The 17086-nt window shown below is 64.1% G+C and carries 14 protein-coding genes; 9 read left to right on the forward strand and 5 right to left on the reverse strand.

Features of this window, described 5'->3' with window-relative positions; all coding sequences use genetic code 11:
• Positions 1–145: 145 nt before the first annotated feature.
• Complete coding sequence (locus tag M1D51_RS18295; RefSeq protein ID WP_458107504.1) at positions 146–1660, reverse strand: helix-turn-helix domain-containing protein; 1515 nt, start codon at positions 1658–1660, stop codon at positions 146–148.
• A gap of 144 nt (positions 1661–1804) precedes the next feature.
• Here M1D51_RS18295 and aceA point away from each other — a divergent pair, with 144 nt between their 5' ends.
• Together aceA and aceB are read left to right on the forward strand one after the other, a co-directional pair.
• Positions 1805–3121 (forward strand): isocitrate lyase, encoded by a 1317-nt coding sequence (gene aceA / locus M1D51_RS18300; RefSeq protein WP_354229111.1) that lies wholly within the window; start codon positions 1805–1807, stop codon positions 3119–3121.
• Positions 3122–3534: 413 nt separating this feature from the next.
• The gene (gene aceB, locus M1D51_RS18305; protein ID WP_458107505.1) at positions 3535–5187 is read left to right on the forward strand and encodes a malate synthase A; all 1653 of its coding nucleotides are present in this window, start codon (positions 3535–3537) and stop codon (positions 5185–5187) included.
• Positions 5188–5554: 367 nt separating this feature from the next.
• Here the strand turns inward: aceB and M1D51_RS18310 are convergent, their stop codons facing one another.
• Together M1D51_RS18310 and M1D51_RS18315 are read right to left on the reverse strand one after the other, a co-directional pair.
• Positions 5555–6748, reverse strand: coding sequence for an MFS transporter (locus M1D51_RS18310; RefSeq protein ID WP_458107506.1), 1194 nt, complete (start codon positions 6746–6748; stop codon positions 5555–5557).
• An 85-nt stretch (positions 6749–6833) separates the two neighbouring features.
• Complete coding sequence (locus tag M1D51_RS18315) at positions 6834–8051, reverse strand: ROK family protein (protein ID WP_458107507.1); 1218 nt, start codon at positions 8049–8051, stop codon at positions 6834–6836.
• Between the two features lie 218 nt (positions 8052–8269).
• Between M1D51_RS18315 and M1D51_RS18320 the strand changes: the two genes are divergently transcribed.
• Genes M1D51_RS18320 through M1D51_RS18350 form a run of 7 tightly spaced genes read left to right on the forward strand, consistent with a single transcriptional unit; the run spans position 8270 to position 14741 of the window.
• Positions 8270–9076 carry a sugar phosphate isomerase/epimerase family protein gene (locus tag M1D51_RS18320; protein ID WP_458107508.1) on the forward strand — a complete coding sequence of 269 codons (807 nt, stop codon included), beginning with the start codon at positions 8270–8272 and terminating at the stop codon, positions 9074–9076.
• Complete coding sequence (locus tag M1D51_RS18325; RefSeq protein ID WP_458107509.1) at positions 9073–10194, forward strand: Gfo/Idh/MocA family protein; 1122 nt, start codon at positions 9073–9075, stop codon at positions 10192–10194. Before M1D51_RS18320 ends, M1D51_RS18325 begins: the two co-directional genes overlap by 4 nt.
• Before the next feature lie 18 nt (positions 10195–10212).
• A complete protein-coding gene (locus M1D51_RS18330; protein ID WP_458107510.1) occupies positions 10213–11376 on the forward strand; it encodes a Gfo/Idh/MocA family protein in 1164 nt (387 codons plus the stop codon).
• 1 nt (position 11377) lies between these two features.
• Entirely contained in the window at positions 11378–12379 is a 1002-nt protein-coding gene (locus tag M1D51_RS18335; protein WP_458107511.1) for a sugar phosphate isomerase/epimerase family protein, read from the forward strand.
• A gap of 4 nt (positions 12380–12383) precedes the next feature.
• The gene (locus M1D51_RS18340) at positions 12384–13409 is read left to right on the forward strand and encodes a Gfo/Idh/MocA family protein (protein WP_458107512.1); all 1026 of its coding nucleotides are present in this window, start codon (positions 12384–12386) and stop codon (positions 13407–13409) included.
• A complete protein-coding gene (locus M1D51_RS18345) occupies positions 13409–13879 on the forward strand; it encodes a heme-degrading domain-containing protein (RefSeq protein WP_458107513.1) in 471 nt (156 codons plus the stop codon). Before M1D51_RS18340 ends, M1D51_RS18345 begins: the two co-directional genes overlap by 1 nt.
• 31 nt (positions 13880–13910) lie before the next feature.
• Positions 13911–14741, forward strand: a complete 831-nt coding sequence (locus M1D51_RS18350; RefSeq protein WP_458107514.1) for an NAD-dependent epimerase/dehydratase family protein — start codon at positions 13911–13913, stop codon at positions 14739–14741.
• A 12-nt stretch (positions 14742–14753) separates the two neighbouring features.
• On the opposite strand, the gene M1D51_RS18355 is transcribed toward M1D51_RS18350, so the two are convergent.
• Both M1D51_RS18355 and M1D51_RS18360 read right to left on the reverse strand, forming a co-directional pair.
• Entirely contained in the window at positions 14754–15422 is a 669-nt protein-coding gene (locus M1D51_RS18355; RefSeq protein WP_172323692.1) for a response regulator, read from the reverse strand.
• Positions 15419–17035 (reverse strand): sensor histidine kinase, encoded by a 1617-nt coding sequence (locus M1D51_RS18360; RefSeq protein ID WP_458107515.1) that lies wholly within the window; start codon positions 17033–17035, stop codon positions 15419–15421. The genes M1D51_RS18355 and M1D51_RS18360 overlap by 4 nt, the downstream gene beginning before the upstream one ends.
• Between the last annotated feature and the right edge of the window lie 51 nt (positions 17036–17086).

Raw genomic sequence — 17086 nt, forward strand, 5'->3', positions numbered from 1 at the left:
CATCCCCCAGTTTGGCGTTGTCCTCACATAGTGCCCCGTTTGCGGTTGGAACTCACGTGAAGTGATAGAGGGATCACCAAATGTTGCCGGAACGTGAGAGAGCGATCCGCTCAAGCACGCGGGACGTGAGAGAGCGTCGGGGGGGTCAGCGCTCGGAGTGGGCGGCCAGGAAGGAGTACACCTCGGTCTCGTCCACGCCGGGGAACGCGCCCGGAGGCATCGCGGCGAGCAGGTGCGAATGTGCGCGCGCTGAGGGCCAGGCGTTGCCGGCCCATTCATTGGCCAAGGACTCCGGCGGACGCTTGCAGCAGTTCGGATCCGGGCAGTTGGACGTCGCCCGGGCGGTAGTTTCCCGTCCGCGGAACCATTTCACGTGCTGGTACGGCACTCCGATGCTCAACGAGAACTCACCGGCAGCCGAGCGCTCCGTACGGGCCGTGCACCAGTAAGTGCCCGATGGCGTGTCCGTGTACTGGCTGTAGGCGCTGAACTTGTCCGGCACATCGAACACCGCGCGCGATGTCCATGCTTTGCATGAAGGCTGTCCTTCAATGGCGCCGGTGTGGTCCTGGGGGAAGGTCACGCCGTCGTTCTCGTAGGCCTTGTAGATGATGCCGGACTGGTGCGTCTTCTGGAAATGTGTGGTGATGCCAAGGTGCTTGGTTGCGAGGTTGGTGAAACGGTGCGCGGCAGTTTCGTAGGACACCGCGAAGGCATCCCGGATGTCCTCTACGGCGATTTCCTTGGCAGCTTTGGCCTTTTGCAGGAACTCCACGGTGGCTTGCTCCGGCAGCAACAGAGCGGCGGCGAAATAGTTGGTGGCCACTCGCTGAGCCAGGAAATCGCCGTAGTTCCGGGGAGTTTCATGGCCCAGGACGTAGTGGCCCAGCGCCTGCAGGAGGACCGAGCGGGGATCGTGATCCTGGCGCTGGTTCTGCGTCAGATAAATTCTGCGGTTCTTCAAATCCGTTACGGACCGCGTGGAATGAGGCAGATCGCCCACATGATGAAGGGAAAAACCCAGGTTCTCAGCGATGTCCGCAATGACGTGCTGGCTCAACGGACCCGTGGTGTAACCCACCCCTTTGAGGACCTTCTGCGCCTCCGCCTCATACTCTGGGAAATAGTTACCGCGCTCGCGCATCATGGCACGCAACTCGCCGTTCGCGCGGCGGGCTTCTTCCGGCGTCGCGACTTGCTCATTCAACTTGCGCTCGAGCTCCTGGAGCAGCCCCACCTGCGACTCGAGCACATCGAGCGGAAGCCGCGAGCTGATGCGGATTTTGGGGAGGTTGAGGGATTCATACAGTGGCCCGCGCTGGTACCGTTCCAGCTCGATTTCCAGCGCGGCCCTGCGGCTCGGCGGCTCCGCTCCGAGCAGCTGATCGATCGTCACGTTCAGTGATGCAGCGAGCTGCTGAAGCAGCCCCAATTTTGGTTCGCGCTTTCCGTTTTCAATCAGGCTCAGCTGGCTCGGCGCGGTCCCGACGGCGGCACTCAAGTCGTCCAGCGTCAGCCCGGCCTGCTTGCGCAGATGGCGCACGCGGCGGCCAAGGCTGATGACGTCCAGTTCAGGGGACGCGGCGGACAACGACGGCGATGTGACTTCGCGATTCCAGCTCACAGGCGACATTTCTTGAGAATACGCGAAGAAGTGCATTTCTTTCCATAGTTTTCCTCTAGTAACCCTCTTGGAAGTGCAGAAAAGTAGGTCTTACGAAAAAGAAATACAGATCCCGGACAAGCCGGCCGACGCAGCAAAGGCGCAGCGGAGGCCGGCCCGGGCACCACATAGGAGATAAAAATGACCGCATCATTTGAACCCGCAGAGCAGTCCGCAGAGCAGCAGGCCGCAGCGCTGGAACTTGAATGGTCTGCCAACCCGCGTTGGGAAGGCGTAACCCGTGATTACTCGGCCACCGACGTCGTCCGCCTCCGCGGTCGCGTCTCCGAAGAGCACACCCTGGCCCGCCGCGGTTCGGAGAAGCTCTGGAAGCAGCTCACGGAGGAAGCCCCCACGGGCGGCTACACCAACGCTTTGGGCGCACTGACCGGAAACCAGGCAGTGCAGCAGGTCAAGGCCGGACTCCGCGCCATCTACCTCTCCGGCTGGCAGGTCGCCGCAGACGCCAACCTCTCCGGCCAGACCTACCCGGACCAGTCCCTGTACCCGGCCAACTCGGTCCCCCAGGTTGTCCGCCGCATCAACAACGCCCTGCTCCGCGCAGACCAGATCGAATATGCCGAGGGCGTCAAGACTGTTGAGGACTGGTTGGTCCCGATCGTCGCCGACGCCGAGGCCGGCTTCGGTGGCCCGCTCAACGCCTACGAGCTCATGAAATCCATGATCACCGCCGGTGCCTCGGGCGTTCACTGGGAAGACCAGCTTGCTTCGGAGAAGAAGTGCGGACACCTCGGCGGCAAGGTCCTGATTCCCACCCAGCAGCACATCCGGACCCTGAACGCAGCCCGCCTGGCAGCCGACGTCGCCGGTACACCGACCGTGGTGATCGCCCGCACCGACGCCGAAGCAGCAACGCTGATCACCTCAGACGTTGACGAGCGCGACCAGGAATTCACTACCGGCGAGCGCACTGCCGAAGGCTTCTACAAGGTCCGCAACGGCATCGAGCCCTGCATCGCCCGTGCCAAGGCCTACGCACCGTACTCCGACCTCATCTGGATGGAGACCGGCACCCCGGACCTGGAACTGGCACGCAAGTTCGCCGAATCGGTCAAAGCCGACTTCCCGGACCAGATGCTCTCCTACAACTGCTCCCCGTCCTTCAACTGGCGCAAGCACCTGGATGACACCACCATCGCCAAGTTCCAGCGCGAACTCGGTGCCATGGGCTTCACGTTCCAGTTCATCACCCTGGCCGGCTTCCACGCCCTGAACTACTCGATGTTCGACCTCGCCCACGGCTACGCCCGTGAAGGCATGAGCGCCTACGTCGAACTCCAGGAAAAGGAATTCGCCTCCGAATCCCGCGGCTACACCGCCACCAAGCACCAGCGCGAAGTCGGCACCGGCTACTTCGACGACATCGCCACAGCGCTCAACCCGAACGCATCCACCCTGGCCCTGGTGGGATCCACCGAAGAAGGCCAGTTCCACTAACCACTTCCGACGGCGGTCCCCGGCTCCGGTGAGGTTGTCACCTCCGGCCCAGGGACCGGCAACGCTCTACCTGCGGAGGTCGATCAAGGCAATCCTCCGCGTGCTATTCCCCATCCCCGTCGATAGACCTCGCAAAGCTCGGTCGACGGCGGGGATAGGGCCCCTTTTACGCACGCTTCCGGATCACCTTGATCGACCGTTGGGTCGCTCGGTATCGGGGAGGCAGGCACCAGGCCGAAGGGGCCGGTATTGCGGCAGCCTGCGTAAAAGGGCCCCCTTATCAGGGTTTGTCCTCGCTCAGCGAGGTCAGACCCGCATAAGGGGAATAGCAGGCAGAGCAATTCCGGTCCGAAGGCCGGACCCAAACCAGCCAAGTGCCGCCGTCGAACTTTGCTTCTCAAGGAGAGATTGAAATGAACAGCTTCACTGACAACTTCACCATCAATGGCATCACTATCACCGCGCAGCCCATTTGCCGGCAGAACGAGGTCCTCACGCCGGACGCCCTTGAGTTCGTTGGCAAGTTGCACAGGGCTACGGCGGATCGTCGCCAGGAGCTGATGCAGGCACGGCATGCCCGTCGCAACCAGATTTCCGGCGGCCAGGATCCGCGGTTCCGCCCGGAAACTGAGGGCATCCGCAATGACCCGAGCTGGCGCGTGGCTCCCCCGGCTCCGGGTTTGGAGGACCGCCGTGTGGAGATCACCGGCCCCGTGGATAAGAAAATGACCATTAACGCCCTGAACTCGGGGGCGAAGGTCTGGCTCGCTGACATGGAAGACTCCTCCACGCCGACGTGGCGCAATGTCATCCAGGGCCAGCTGAACCTGACCGACGCTTTGGAGCGCCGGATCGACTTCACCTCCCCTGAGGGCAAGGAGTACAAACTCAAAGCTGCCGAGGACCTGCCCACCATCGTGGTCCGTCCCCGGGGCTGGCACTTGCCGGAGAAGCACATGCTCGTGGATGGCAAGCCCATTGCCGGCGGCATTGTGGACTTCGGTTTGTTCTTCTTCCACAACGCCCGCCGCCTCCTGGCCCAGGGCAAGGGCCCGTACTTCTACCTGCCGAAGATTGAGAACCACCTCGAAGCCCGGCTGTGGAATGACATCTTTGTCCTGGCGCAGGATCTTTTGGGCATCCCGCAGGGCACCATCCGCGCCACTGTGCTGATCGAAACCATCACGGCAGCGTTTGAGATGGAGGAGATCCTTTACGAACTCCGCGACCACGCGAGCGGTTTGAACGCCGGCCGGTGGGACTACATCTTCTCCCTGATCAAGAACTTCCGTACCCGCGGACCGCGCTTTGTGCTCCCGGACCGCGGCCAGGTGACCATGACCCAGCCGTTCATGCGCGCATACACCGAGCAGCTGGTCAGGGCATGCCACCGACGTGGTGCCATGGCTATTGGGGGCATGGCAGCAGCTGTTCCCAACCGAAAGGACGAGTCCGCCAACACCGCCTCGTTCGAGAAGGTCCGTGCGGACAAGACCCGCGAGGCCAACGACGGCTTTGACGGCTCCTGGGTGGCCCACCCGGACCTGGTGCCGGTATGCCGGGAAGTCTTTGACTCAGTTCTCGGAAACCGCCCCAACCAGCTGGACCGCTCCCGCGAGGACGTCACCCCCGATGACCGCGCGCTGATCGACATCGCCAGCACCGAGGGAACCATCACCGAGGGCGGGGTCCGCCTGAACATCGAGGTAGGCATCCGCTACATCGAGTCCTGGCTGCGGGGCAACGGAGCAGTGGCCATCCACAACCTCATGGAAGACGCCGCCACCGCCGAGATCTCCCGCTCGCAACTCTGGCAGTGGATCCACTCGCACGCCATCACGGAGCAGGGCGACATCATCACCCGCGAATGGGTTGAGGACATGCTGGACGAGGAATACGCCCGCCTGGAACGCTTCGACGGAGACCGGTTCGCGGATGCCCGCGCCATCTTTGAAGAGGTCACCCTGGCCGAGGAATTCCCCACCTTCCTGACCATCCCCGCGTACGCCCGTTTCCTCACCGAGGCCCGTGAAGAGGCCACGGAGGAGGAACTCGTCGCCGCCTAGGCCCCATGACCTGAGGTAGCGACACCCATCAAGCCCCGACGCTGGGCTGCCTGCACTCTTCGCAACAAGTGACCCCGACCGTCGGGGAGGCAGCCCGGCAGCGGGGCTTACCCATGCCCATCGCCGGCCCACCCCATTTCGATGGCTTGCTGCGGATCATGCCGTACGCACGGCGCGCCTCGCAGCGAACCCCCGAATCGGACCCCGGGGCCCACCCCATTTCGATGGCTTGCTGCGGATCAGGCGATTCCTACCGTCTAATCCACAGCTACCCATCTAAACGGACACAGCACGACGGCGGCACTCACCCGCGCAGCACGACGGCGGCACTCACCCGCGCAGCAAGCGCGCCGGCCCCGCAGCGGACCTAGCGCTGCCGGGCCACCCAGCGCACGGACAACGTGGTGCACACACAGAACGCGAGCACCGAGCCAAGGATCACCAGCAGCGGAACAGTCCAGCCGCCGGTAACACTGTGCACGAAGCCAACAACGGTGGGAGCCAGCGCAGCAAAGCAGTAGCCCACCCCTTGCACCACGGCGGACATCTTGCCGGCGGCTGCCTGGGATTGGGCAAACTTGATGATGGCAATAAAGATCACCGTGATCCCGCCACCTTGGGCCACTCCGCCCAATGAGGACCACACCCACCAGAAATCAGGTGCCAGCAACAAACCCACGGGAACGGTCAGCCACAGCGCGCTCAAGGTGACCGCCACCGTCGTCGTACTGGCGAAACGGGCCAGGAGCGGCACGCCCAAGCCGCCCACAATGGCGAAGATTTGGAACAGTGAAGATCCCGCGCCGGCGTCGGCAGTGCCCATGGCGAGTTCGTCGGACAGGAAGCTCGGCAGCCAGGCGGTGACCCCATAGTAGGAAAAGGCCTGGCCGGCGAAGCCGAGAGTGAGGCCGACCGTCAGCCACCGCACCCCCGCAACCGGTCCCGACAACGAGGCAGGTGGAGCAGGAACCGCAAGGGGAACAAACGCCTTCCGCGCACCCACGGTGGGCACCCAAAACAGGATCGCCGCCAAAGCCAACAACGCGCTCGCAGCCAAGGCCAGCCGCCAGCCCACCAGCTCCGCCAATGGTGCCGTGGCCACGGAGGTGAGGAACGAGCCAACATTGAGTGCAGCCGTGTAGACACCCATCGCTGTCGCCTGGCGTCGTGGGGCGAAGTCTCTCCGGATGATGAGGGGCACCGCGATGTTGCCGATGGTGATGGCCACACCAATGATGACCGTGCCCACCATCACCGAAGCGCCGCCACCGCTGGAGCGGATGATCACGCCGGCAAGGACACCAAGGAGCGTGAGCATTACGGCGACCTCGGCGCCGAGGCGACGCCCCGCCAAGGAAGCCAAAGGCGAAGCCAGGGAGAAGCACAGCACGGGGATGCCGGTCAGCAGTCCGAGTTCAACCGGCGAGAATCCGAGGTCCTGCTGGAGTGAATCCACCACGGGGGCAACGGCCACAAACGGCCCCCGCATGTTCAAAGCTATGAGGCCGATGCACGCAAGGATCAGCCAGCCGCGTGGAATCTTCGCGAGGAACTGGCTCACCGGGCGGACCGAAAAAGGACAGGAAGCGTTTTCATCACTTTCATTGCTATCACGGCGCTACCCGCCAACCGGCATCCGGCAAGCCTCAACCCGCTGCTTGAAGCGTGGCCTCAATCACGGCCGGCGACAGGACGTGCTGGGTGACCATGTGGCTCGCGCCGAGGATCGCGGCCCGCTGCCCGGCCATGGAAATGCCGATGCGCAGGTGCGTGGTGGCCAGCGGCAGCGACCGCCGGTAGACCACCTCACGGATCCCGGCCACCAGGTGCTCGCCGGCCTCCCCCACGCTGCCGCCGATGATAATGATGGACGGATTGAGGAGGTTGACCACTGTGGCCAGCACGTCCCCGACGTCGCGCCCGGCCTGCCGAAGCGCCTGAATCGCCTGCAGGTTGCCTTCACCCACAAGCCGCAGGACGTCCGCACCGCTGGAAGCGTCCAGCCCCTGCGCCTGCAGTTGACGTGCGACGGCGGGACCTGAGGCAAGCGCCTCCAGGCACCCGTGGTTGCCGCAACGGCACAGAACGTCGTCGCCGCGCGGCACCCGGACATGGCCGAGATCGCCGGCGGTGCCGTTGGCGCCCCGCTGCAACTGTCCGCTGCTGATGATGCCGGCGCCGATGCCCGTGGCGACCTTGACGAAAAGGAAGTTCAGGTTGTCCGGCCAGTAGGCAGTGCGCTCGCCGAGGGCCATGATGTTGACGTCGTTGTCCACCAGGACGGGAACCGGCAGGGAGCGCTGAACGTAGGCGACGACGTCGAATCCGTCCCAGCCGGGCATGATGGGTGGCTTCACGGGTCGCCCGGAATGGTGTTCCACCGGACCCGGCAGCCCGATTCCCATTCCGGCGAGGTCACCCAGCGCCCGCCCGGCTTCGGCCAGGAGCTCGCGGCCCGCGGTGACCACCCGGCCCAGGACGATGTCCGGTCCGTCGGCAACTTCCTGCCCCAATCGTCGCTCCGCCAAGACGTTGCCGCCGAGGTCGGTGACGGCAACAATCACGTGGGTAGCTCCGACGTCGACGGCCAGGACCACCCGCGCTGCCGGGTTGAAGGCAAAGCGCGACGGCGGCCTGCCGCCTGTGGAGGTCGCTTCGCCGGCAGGTCCGACGAGGCCGGAGTTGATGAGCGAATCGATGCGTGAGGCCACGGTGGATCGGGCCAGTCCGGTGGTTTCGGCGAGCTCAGCGCGGGTGCGGGCTTTGCCGTCGCGGAGAAGCTGGAAAAGATTCCCGGCACGTGAGAGATTGCCGGCCTCTGGCGCGGAGCTGTTTCCGGCGTCAGTTCCGGCAGTCGTTGTCATCCAATTAGTGAAGCACGATTGCTTATGCATGTCATCCAACGGAAGTTTGTCGGAATTATTGCAACTTTTGCTAGACGCTCGACAAAAGTCCCTCTAGGCTGAAATGAGTGCATAACAACGGTTCGTTGGTGCAGGCTGTAGCTCCCTCGCCGGGCGCTCACTAGACTGGCGCCATCTCGCCAAAATTCCAGAACAAACCTCCCCGGAAAAGGAATCCAATGTCTTATTCGATCCAGCTGTATACCCTGCGGGACGCTCTTCAGGAGGACCTGCCGGGAACCATCCGGAAAGTTGCCGAGATCGGTTTCACCCAGGTAGAGCCGTACAACTTCGTGGCCACGGCCAAGGAACTGGGTGCTGCGTTGAAGGAGAACGGCCTGACCGCTCCGTCCGGGCACGCCCCGTTGCTGTCCCAGGACCAGGATGAAATCTTTGCCGCGGCCAAGGAACTGGGTATCACCACGGTGATCGATCCGTTCCTTCCGGCCGAACACTGGCAGTCCGCCGAGGACATCCAGGCCACCGCCGCCAAGCTCAACGCAGCAGCGAAGAAGGGTGCTGAGTACGGCATCCGCGTGGGCTACCACAACCACGCCTGGGAGCTGGAGTCCATCATCGAGGGCAAGACCGCCCTGGAGTACCTTGAGGGTCTGCTGGATCCGGAACTGGTCCTGGAAGTGGACACCTACTGGGTTGCCGTGGGCGGCCAGGACCCCGTGGAACTCCTGGCCCGCTTGGGCGACCGTGTGAAGCTCATCCACATCAAGGACGGCCCGGCCACCACCGACACCAAGGCCCAGCAGCCGGCAGGCCAGGGCACCGTTCCGGTTCTGGACGTCATTGCAGCCGCGAAGTCCCTGGAAGTAGGAGTGGTGGAGTTCGATGACTACTCCGGCGATATCTTCGAGGGCATCACCCAGAGCCTGGCCTTCCTGACCGCCGCCGCCAGCGCCGACGCAGCCGGCACCCAAACAGCCGGTACCCAGGCAGCCGGCACCCAGGCAGCAGAAGGAGCACAGGCATGAGCTTCTCCCCTTCCACCCGCAAAGGCCCCGTAGGCGTAGCCGTCATCGGCGCAGGCAACATCAGCAAGCAGTACCTGGACAACCTCACGGTCTTCCCGGACCTGAAAGTCCTGGTCATCGCAGACCTCTTCGTCGAAACCGCCGAGGCCCGCGCCAAGGAATACGGGATCGCCGAATTCGGTACGCCGGAGCTGGCACTGAACCATCCCGACGTCGAGCTCATCATCAACCTCACCATCCCCGCAGCCCACGTCGAGGTGGCCACGGCCGCTGTCAAGGCAGGCAAGCACGTCTGGACCGAGAAGCCCTTCTCCCTGGATCGCGAATCCGGGCTGGGCCTGCTCAAGGCCGCCGACGCCGCGGGAATCCGCCTGGGCACCGCCCCGGATACCTTCCTGGGTGCCGGCCTCCAGACCGCGCGCCGCATCATCGAGCGCGGGGACATCGGCACGCCGCTGACCGGCATGACCACGTTCCAGACCCCCGGTCCGGAATCCTGGCACCCGAACCCGGCGTTCCTGTTCCAGCACGGTGCCGGCCCCCTGTTCGATATGGGCCCGTACTACCTGACCGCCCTGATCCAGACCTTCGGTTCGGTCCGCAAGGTGGCCGCCGTCGGCTCCTCCGCCAAAGCGACCCGCATCATCGGTTCCGGCCCCAAGGCCGGCGAGGAATTCGCCGTCGAGGTCCCCACGCACGTCTCCGCCATGGCGCAGTTCGAAGGCGGCCAGTCCAGCCACAGCGTGTTCTCCTTTGAGTCCCCGCGCCAGCGGATGGGTTTCGTGGAAATCACCGGTTCCGAGGCCACCCTGTCCCTTCCGGACCCGAACTACTTTGACGGCGACCTGAAGCTGTGGCGTCCGGGCGCGGAAGAACCGGAAATCATTCCTGCCACCGGACCCGCCAACGGCCGGGGTATGGGCGCACTGGACATGGCCCGGGCCATCCGCAATGGCGGCCCGCACCGCGCCACCGGCGAACTGGCCTACCATGTGCTGGACGCCATGGTCTCCATCACCGAGTCGGTGGAATCAGGCACGTTCGTGGACGTCACCAGCAACGCTCCCACTTCAATTGCCCTCCCCGAGGACTGGGCTCCCGAAACCGCGACGCTCTAAGCACCGGCGAGGAACACTATGACTACCTCTGAAAAGACGCCGCTGGGCGTTGCGGTAATCGGCTACGCCTTCATGGGCAAGGCACACTCCAATGCCTGGCGGAACGTGGCCAGTTTCTTCGACGTCCCGGCCTTCGAGCAGAAGGTGCTGGTAGGCCGGGACGCCGACGCCGTTGCCGAAGCTGCTGCCAAGTACGGCTGGGCCGAGTCCGCCACGGATTGGCGTTCGGTCATTGATCGGGACGATATCCACATCATCGATATCTGCGCGCCGGGTTGGATGCACGCCGAAATCGCCACCGCGGCGCTGGCGGCCGGCAAACACGTCCTGGTGGAGAAGCCGCTGGCCAACACCCTCGGCGAGGCCGAGTTGATGACAGCAGCCGCCGCAAAAGCCCGGGCCCGGGGCGTGCAGTCCATGATCGGCTTCAACTACCGCCGCGTCCCTGCGCTTGCCCTGGCCCGTGAGCTCATTGCGGAGGGCCGGCTCGGCACCGTCCGGCAGGTTCGCGCCGCGTACCTGCAGGACTGGTTGACCGACGCCGAGTCCCCCATGAGCTGGCGTCTCCGGAAGGAAACCGCCGGGTCCGGCGCCCTGGGCGATATTGCCTCGCACGCCATCGACCAGATTCTCTACCTTCTGGATGATGACGTCACCGAGGTCTCCGGCCGCCTGCAGACCTTTGTTGACCAGCGCCCCGGTGCTGAAGGCCTGGAGGATGTCACGGTCGACGACGCCGCTTGGGTGAACCTCTCACTCGCCTCAGGAGCAATCGCCTCGGTGGAAGCCTCCCGCGTGGCAACCGGCCAGAAGAACTCCCTCAGGATCGAAATCTACGGTTCCCTCGGATCGTTGACCTTCGACCTGGAAAACCTCAACGAGCTCAATTTCATGGACACCACGGTGCCCGTCCGCGAACAGGGATTCCGTCGGATCCTGGTCAACGAACCCGAGCACCCGTACGTGGGCGCTTGGTGGCCGCAGGGCCACATCATCGGCTGGGAACACACGTTCACCCACCAGATTAGGGACTTCCTCAACGCCATCGCGGCCGGTGAGGCGCCGTCGCCGTCGTTCGAAGACGGACTGAACGTCCAGCACATCCTGGCCGCCGTGGAAGAGTCCGCGGCAGCCAAAAGCTCACTGATCCTGCTCAACACGTCCGTTACTGAAGGAGCCTGACATGCCCCGCCCGTACACCCTGTTCACCGGCCAGTGGGCCGACCTCCCCTTCGAGGAAGTCGCGCGGCTCGCTTCCGGCTGGGGCTATGACGGCCTGGAAATCGCCGTCTCCGGAGACCACCTGGACGCCTGGCGCTGGGATGAACCCGGCTATGTCGAATCCAAGCTCGCCGTCCTGGAGAAGTACAACCTGAAGGTCTGGGCCATCTCCAACCACCTCAAGGGCCAGGCGGTCTGCGATGACCCCATCGACTTCCGCCACGAAGCCATTGTTGGCTCCCGGGTATGGGGCGATGGGGAGCCCGAGGGCGTCCGCCAGCGCGCCGCCGAGGAAATGAAGCACACCGCCCGGCTCGCCAAAGCGCTCGGCGTGGACACCGTCGTCGGGTTCACCGGCTCCTCCATCTGGCAGTACGTGGCCATGTTCCCGCCCGTCCCGGAGAAGGTCATCGAGGCCGGCTACCAGGACTTCGCCGACCGTTGGAACCCCATTCTGGACGTTTTTGACGAATGCGGTGTCCGTTTCGCCCACGAGGTCCACCCCTCCGAAATTGCCTACGACTACTGGACCACCGTCCGGACCCTCGAAGCGATCGGCCACCGGCCTGCTTTCGGCCTGAACTGGGACCCGTCCCACTTCATGTGGCAGGGAATCGATCCTGTGTCCTTCATCTGGGACTTCAAGGACCGGATTTACCACGTGGACTGCAAGGACACCAAGCTCCGTCCCACCGGCCGGAACACCGTGATGGGCTCGCACCTGCCCTGGGGCGATCCCCGCCGTGGTTGGGACTTCGTCTCCGCCGGACGCGGCGATGTGCCGTGGGAATCGTCCTTCCGCACCCTCACCGCCATCGGCTACGACGGACCCATCTCGGTGGAATGGGAAGACGCCGGAATGGACCGCCTCCACGGCGCACCCGAAGCCCTCGCCGCGCTGAAGAAGTTCGACTTCCCGGCGTCGCAAACCTCCTTCGACGCCGCGTTCAGCAGCAAGGACTAGCCACGTGACCCTCAGCAATGGCACTTCCGATGGCACCATCCGCTGGGGCATTCTCGGCACCGGGTTTATTGCCGGGCTCCAAACCAAGGACTTGAAGGAGAACGGCTTTACGGTTCAGGCCGTGGGGTCCCGTTCGCTGGACTCGAGCCAGTTGTTTGCCGATGAGCATGGCGTGGCCACTGCGCACGGCAGCTATGAGGATCTGGTGGCCGACCCCATGGTTGACGTGGTCTACGTGGCCACGCCACACCCTTTCCACCACGCAAATGCCCTGCTGGCGTTGAATGCGGGCAAGCACGTGCTGGTGGAGAAGGCGTTCACCATGAACGCCCGGCAGGCACAGGAGATCGTTGACCTGGCGGAATCCAAGGGGCTCGTGGCCCTGGAAGCCATGTGGACCAGGTTCCTGCCGCACATGATCCGGATCCGGGAGCTCATCGCGGCCGGGACCATTGGCGAGGTGCGCAAGGTGGTGGCCACCCACAACCAGAGCCTCCCCAAGGACCCCGCCCACCGGCTCAATGATCCCGCGCTCGGTGGTGGAGCCCTGCTGGACCTGGGCATCTATCCGATCTCCTTTGCCTTCGACATCCTGGGCACGCCGGCGTCCATCAAGGCCAGCGCCTCAATGTCAGCCACCGGCGTGGACCGCCAAACGGCAGCCATCTTCGAGTACGCCAACGGAGCTCAAGCAATTGTTGATTGTGAGCTGGATGCGGCCAGCGCCAACCGGTCCATGGTCATTGGCACAGAGGGCTGGATCGACATTGAGTCCACTTGGTACAACCCGGTCCCCTTCACGGTATTTGCCGTTGATGGCACTGTTGTTGAACGCTACGACCAGCCCGTGACCAGCCGCGGCATGCAGTACCAGGCGGCAGAACTGGAGCGCCTCATCCGCAGCGGCGAAACTGCCGGAACCATCCTCCCGCCGAGCGAAACCGTGGCCATCATGGCGGCCATGGACCAGATCCGGGAGCAGATCGGGCTGCGGTACGACGCCGACGCCGCCCTGGAAGGAAATGACTGATGTCCGATTCCGCACGCCTCGCCGAACTCCAACAGCAGGAAGAAGAGCTGGTTTTCGCTTCCTTCGATCACCACGATGCCTGGCGGCTCGGCTCCCTGATCGCCAACCACGCCATCGCTTCAGGGTTTGGAGTGGCGATCGATATCAGGCGGCATAATCTGGTCCTCTTCCGCTGTGTCCTGCCAGGATCCACGGCCGATCAGGAAGAGTGGATCCGCCGCAAGTCTGCCGCCGTGCTGCGATTCGAGCACAGCACGGCGTTGTTGGGTGAGCGCTTTTCCGAGCGCAACCCACTGGGAGGCGGGTGGCTGGCTCCGGAGGACTACACGCTCGACGGCGGCTCGTTCCCCCTCCGCGTACGAGGCGCCGGTGTGATTGGCGCGATCACGGTGTCCGGCCTGTCCTCGGACGAAGACCACCAGATGGTGGTGGACGGGATCCGGAACTATCTGAAGACGGTGGGCGCCTAGCCGGTGAAAGAGGACCCAAGGAAGAGGAGACATGCCAGACCAAGAGATCGTGGTGATCACCGGCGGTGCCGGCCGCATCGCTTCAGCCCTCCGTCCGCGATTGCAAAAGCCCGGCCGGACCATTCGGCTGCTGGATGTGACGGAACCATCCCAGCCGATTGGAGCCAATGAGGAGTTCCGTCGCGTTGAGGTCACCGATCCGGCAGGAACCACAGAGGCATGCCGCGGCGCCAAAGCGCTGATCCATTTGGGCGGCGATCCTTCCGAGCGGCCCTGGCCCGAACTCGCCGAGACCAACATCACCGGCACCTACACCGCGTTTGAGAGCGCCCGCCAAGCCGGTGTGTCCCACGTCTTCTTTGCCAGTTCCCTGCACTGCGTGGGCTTCAACACGCTTCAAGCCGCCGGCACCATGGACGTCCTGCCGCCACGCCCGGACACACTCTACGGAGTGAGCAAGGCAGCCGGCGAGGCCTTGGGAAGCATGTACGCGGACCGCTTCGGCATGCGCGTAGTGGCAGCGCGGATCATGGAATTCAGCGACAAGCCAACCACTCCGCGCCATGCCTTCACCTGGTTCTCGCCCGACGATGCAGCACGTCTGGTGGAAGCATCCATGAGCATCACCGAGCCCGGTTTCCACCTGGTGTGGGGATCGTCGAGAAACAGCCGCTCCACAGTCCCGTTCGGGCCAGGCGAGAGAATGGGCTACTTCCCCAAGGACGACGCCGATACTCACCTTCGCGGACATTCGGCGGAAGATGGCGGTGGCGCGGAAGTCGATCCCGCCCTGGAAATTATCGCGGGCAACTTCATTGACCATGCCCACCCGGTTGGCAAGGACTGGACTGAACTTCCCTAGCGGAAGAGCGATCTACCGCCCCTTCAGAACATATCGCCGTTCAGGGCGTCCGACGCCGTACTTGAGCCTGACCTCCAGCGCCCCCTCGTCGTGGAGGTACTCAAGGTAACGCCGGGCGCTGACTCGCGAGGTCCCGAGTTGCTCGGCCAGCTCAGCGGCGGAGAGGTCCCCCGGCGCTGATTTCAGGGCAGATTCCACCAGTTCCAGGGTCTCCACGCTGCAGCCTTTGGGCAGGGTCCGCTCGGAAATTCCCAGCCCGAAAACGCGGTTCACGTCTGATTGCTCGGCCTCCACCTTGGACGCGTCCAACCCCTGGTAGGCGCTGAGGTAGTGTTCCAGCCGCTCCTGCAGATCGGATTGGGAGAATGGCTTGATGAGGTAGTGGACAATCCCGCCACGGAGCGCCTTGCGCACCGTTTCCACTTCCCGGGCGGCGCTGATCACCAGCACATCCAGGTCCGGAGCCACGTCACGGAGTTGATGCATGAGATCCAGGCCGTTGATGTCCGGGAGGTGGATATCCAGCAGCACCAGGTCCGGCTGGAGCCGCCCGGTTTCCACCAAGGCCTGGGCGCCGGTGTGTGCCACGCCTACCACCCCGAACCCCGGTGTTCGCTGGATGAAGCCTGCATGGACCTTGGCCACCATGAAGTCGTCGTCCACAATCAGAACCTTGATCACCGTAGATGTGCCCCTTTGTTGACGCCTGAGTCGCTCGTGCTGAACCGCGCAGTAAATACTGCCCCATTGTCGTTGGACACGGAGAGATCGCCCCCGGACCGCCGGCAGATCACCCTCGACAACGCCAGCCCGAATCCCCTGGCATCACCAGGACCCGGGTCCTTGGTGGAGAACCCTTGCCGGAAGATGTCCTCAGTGGCGTCGGATGGGACGCCCGGGCCGTTGTCCCGGACCGTGACCGTCACGCCGCCCTGGGCATTTACGCCGTCCGCGGAGTTGACCACCAACACACGGACCGATGCCCCGGCGCGGCCTGTGACGGCGTCGAACGCGTTATCCACCAGGTTTCCCACCACAGTGGTGAGGTCGCGCGAGAGTTCTTCGTCCACGCGGGGCAGCGCGGACTGCGGGTCAAGCTGAAGTTCCACGCCGCGCTCGGTGGCGAGGCTGGCTTTGGCGATGAGGAGGGCGGCGAGCGCAGGGTCTTCGATGCGGCTGGTGACGTCGTCGTTGAGCCGTGTGCGGTCCACTGTTGCGCCGTTGACGAACTGCACCACGGAGTCGTATTCGCCAATCTGGATGAGGCCGGAAATGACGTGGAGTTGGTTGGCGAACTCGTGTGCTTGGGCCCTCAGGGTGTCCGTGACCGTCCTGGTGGCACCGAGTTCGCTTTCCAGGGATGACAGCTCGGTCCGGTCCCTCAGCGTTGTCACCGAACCGATGTCCCGGCCGTGCGAGCGCAGGGCCACACGGTTCATGACCACCAACCGCTCCCCTACGAGTACCAGTTGATCGGGGTCGGACTGTTCGCGGGTCAGGACGATTTTCAGCGCGGGATCCACGTGCAGGGACCGGAGCTTCTTGCCGACGCAATCCGGTGGCAGGCCAAGGAGCTGCCGGGCACTCTGGTTGGCCACGGTGATGCGCTCGTGGGGATCCAAAGCAACCACGCCTTCCTTCAGGCCCTGCAGCATCGCTTCACGGTTTTCCACCAGCCCGGTGATTTCCCGCGGTTCCATGCCCAGGGTTTGCCGTTTGACGCGGCGGGACAACAGGAGGGATCCCGCCACTCCCAGGACGCTGGCGACACCCAAATAGGTGAGCAGATTGGGTACGGCGTCACCAAGCCGCTCAATGGTGGAGGGGTAGTTCCTGCTGACGGATGCTACGCCGATGACTTTTCCGGAATCATCCAGGACCGGGACATGGGCGGAGAGCACGGCACCGCTGCTGCCCGGCAAGACGCCTGTCCAGGCCCGTCCTTCCATCACTTGGCTGTCGCCCAATGGCAGGGCCCGGCCCAGCAGGCTGGGATCGGATGATGCCACTACGGTGCCGTCCAGTTTGGCCAGTGCCACATGGGATGAGCCCGAGACGGTGCGCACGGATTCGGCCACGGCCGGGAGTGCTGAACCGACGCGCGGTTCGGCGTCAGGGAGCAGCGCACGGACCGTGGGGTTGCTGCCTAATGCTTCGGCAGCGAGGAGTGCCCTGCGGCCTTCAGTCCGTTCGAACGTGGCGGCGGATTGGGCCAGTGAAATGGCCACGACGGCCACAAGTACAGCCAGGACGATCAGCAACTGCAGCAGAAGGTACTGTCCGGCCAGGGACATTCCTCTTCTTCGAGGCAGTCGGGTCAGGCGAGTCACTTGCTGGGTTCCTTT

The sequence above is a fragment of the Arthrobacter sp. R3-55 genome, from assembly GCF_054161505.1.

Excerpts from the sequence above, each read along its gene's own strand:
- M1D51_RS18295 (WP_458107504.1), bottom strand. The coding sequence starts at position 1,660 with ATGCACTTCTTCGCGTATTCTCAAGAAATGTCGCCTGTGAGCTGGAAT.
- aceA (WP_354229111.1), top strand. The coding sequence starts at position 1,805 with ATGACCGCATCATTTGAACCCGCAGAGCAGTCCGCAGAGCAGCAGGCC.
- aceB (WP_458107505.1), top strand. The coding sequence starts at position 3,535 with ATGAACAGCTTCACTGACAACTTCACCATCAATGGCATCACTATCACC.
- M1D51_RS18315 (WP_458107507.1), bottom strand. The coding sequence starts at position 8,051 with ATGACAACGACTGCCGGAACTGACGCCGGAAACAGCTCCGCGCCAGAG.
- M1D51_RS18320 (WP_458107508.1), top strand. The coding sequence starts at position 8,270 with ATGTCTTATTCGATCCAGCTGTATACCCTGCGGGACGCTCTTCAGGAG.
- M1D51_RS18325 (WP_458107509.1), top strand. The coding sequence starts at position 9,073 with ATGAGCTTCTCCCCTTCCACCCGCAAAGGCCCCGTAGGCGTAGCCGTC.
- M1D51_RS18330 (WP_458107510.1), top strand. The coding sequence starts at position 10,213 with ATGACTACCTCTGAAAAGACGCCGCTGGGCGTTGCGGTAATCGGCTAC.
- M1D51_RS18335 (WP_458107511.1), top strand. The coding sequence starts at position 11,378 with ATGCCCCGCCCGTACACCCTGTTCACCGGCCAGTGGGCCGACCTCCCC.
- M1D51_RS18345 (WP_458107513.1), top strand. The coding sequence starts at position 13,409 with ATGTCCGATTCCGCACGCCTCGCCGAACTCCAACAGCAGGAAGAAGAG.
- M1D51_RS18350 (WP_458107514.1), top strand. The coding sequence starts at position 13,911 with ATGCCAGACCAAGAGATCGTGGTGATCACCGGCGGTGCCGGCCGCATC.
- M1D51_RS18360 (WP_458107515.1), bottom strand. The coding sequence starts at position 17,035 with ATGTCCCTGGCCGGACAGTACCTTCTGCTGCAGTTGCTGATCGTCCTG.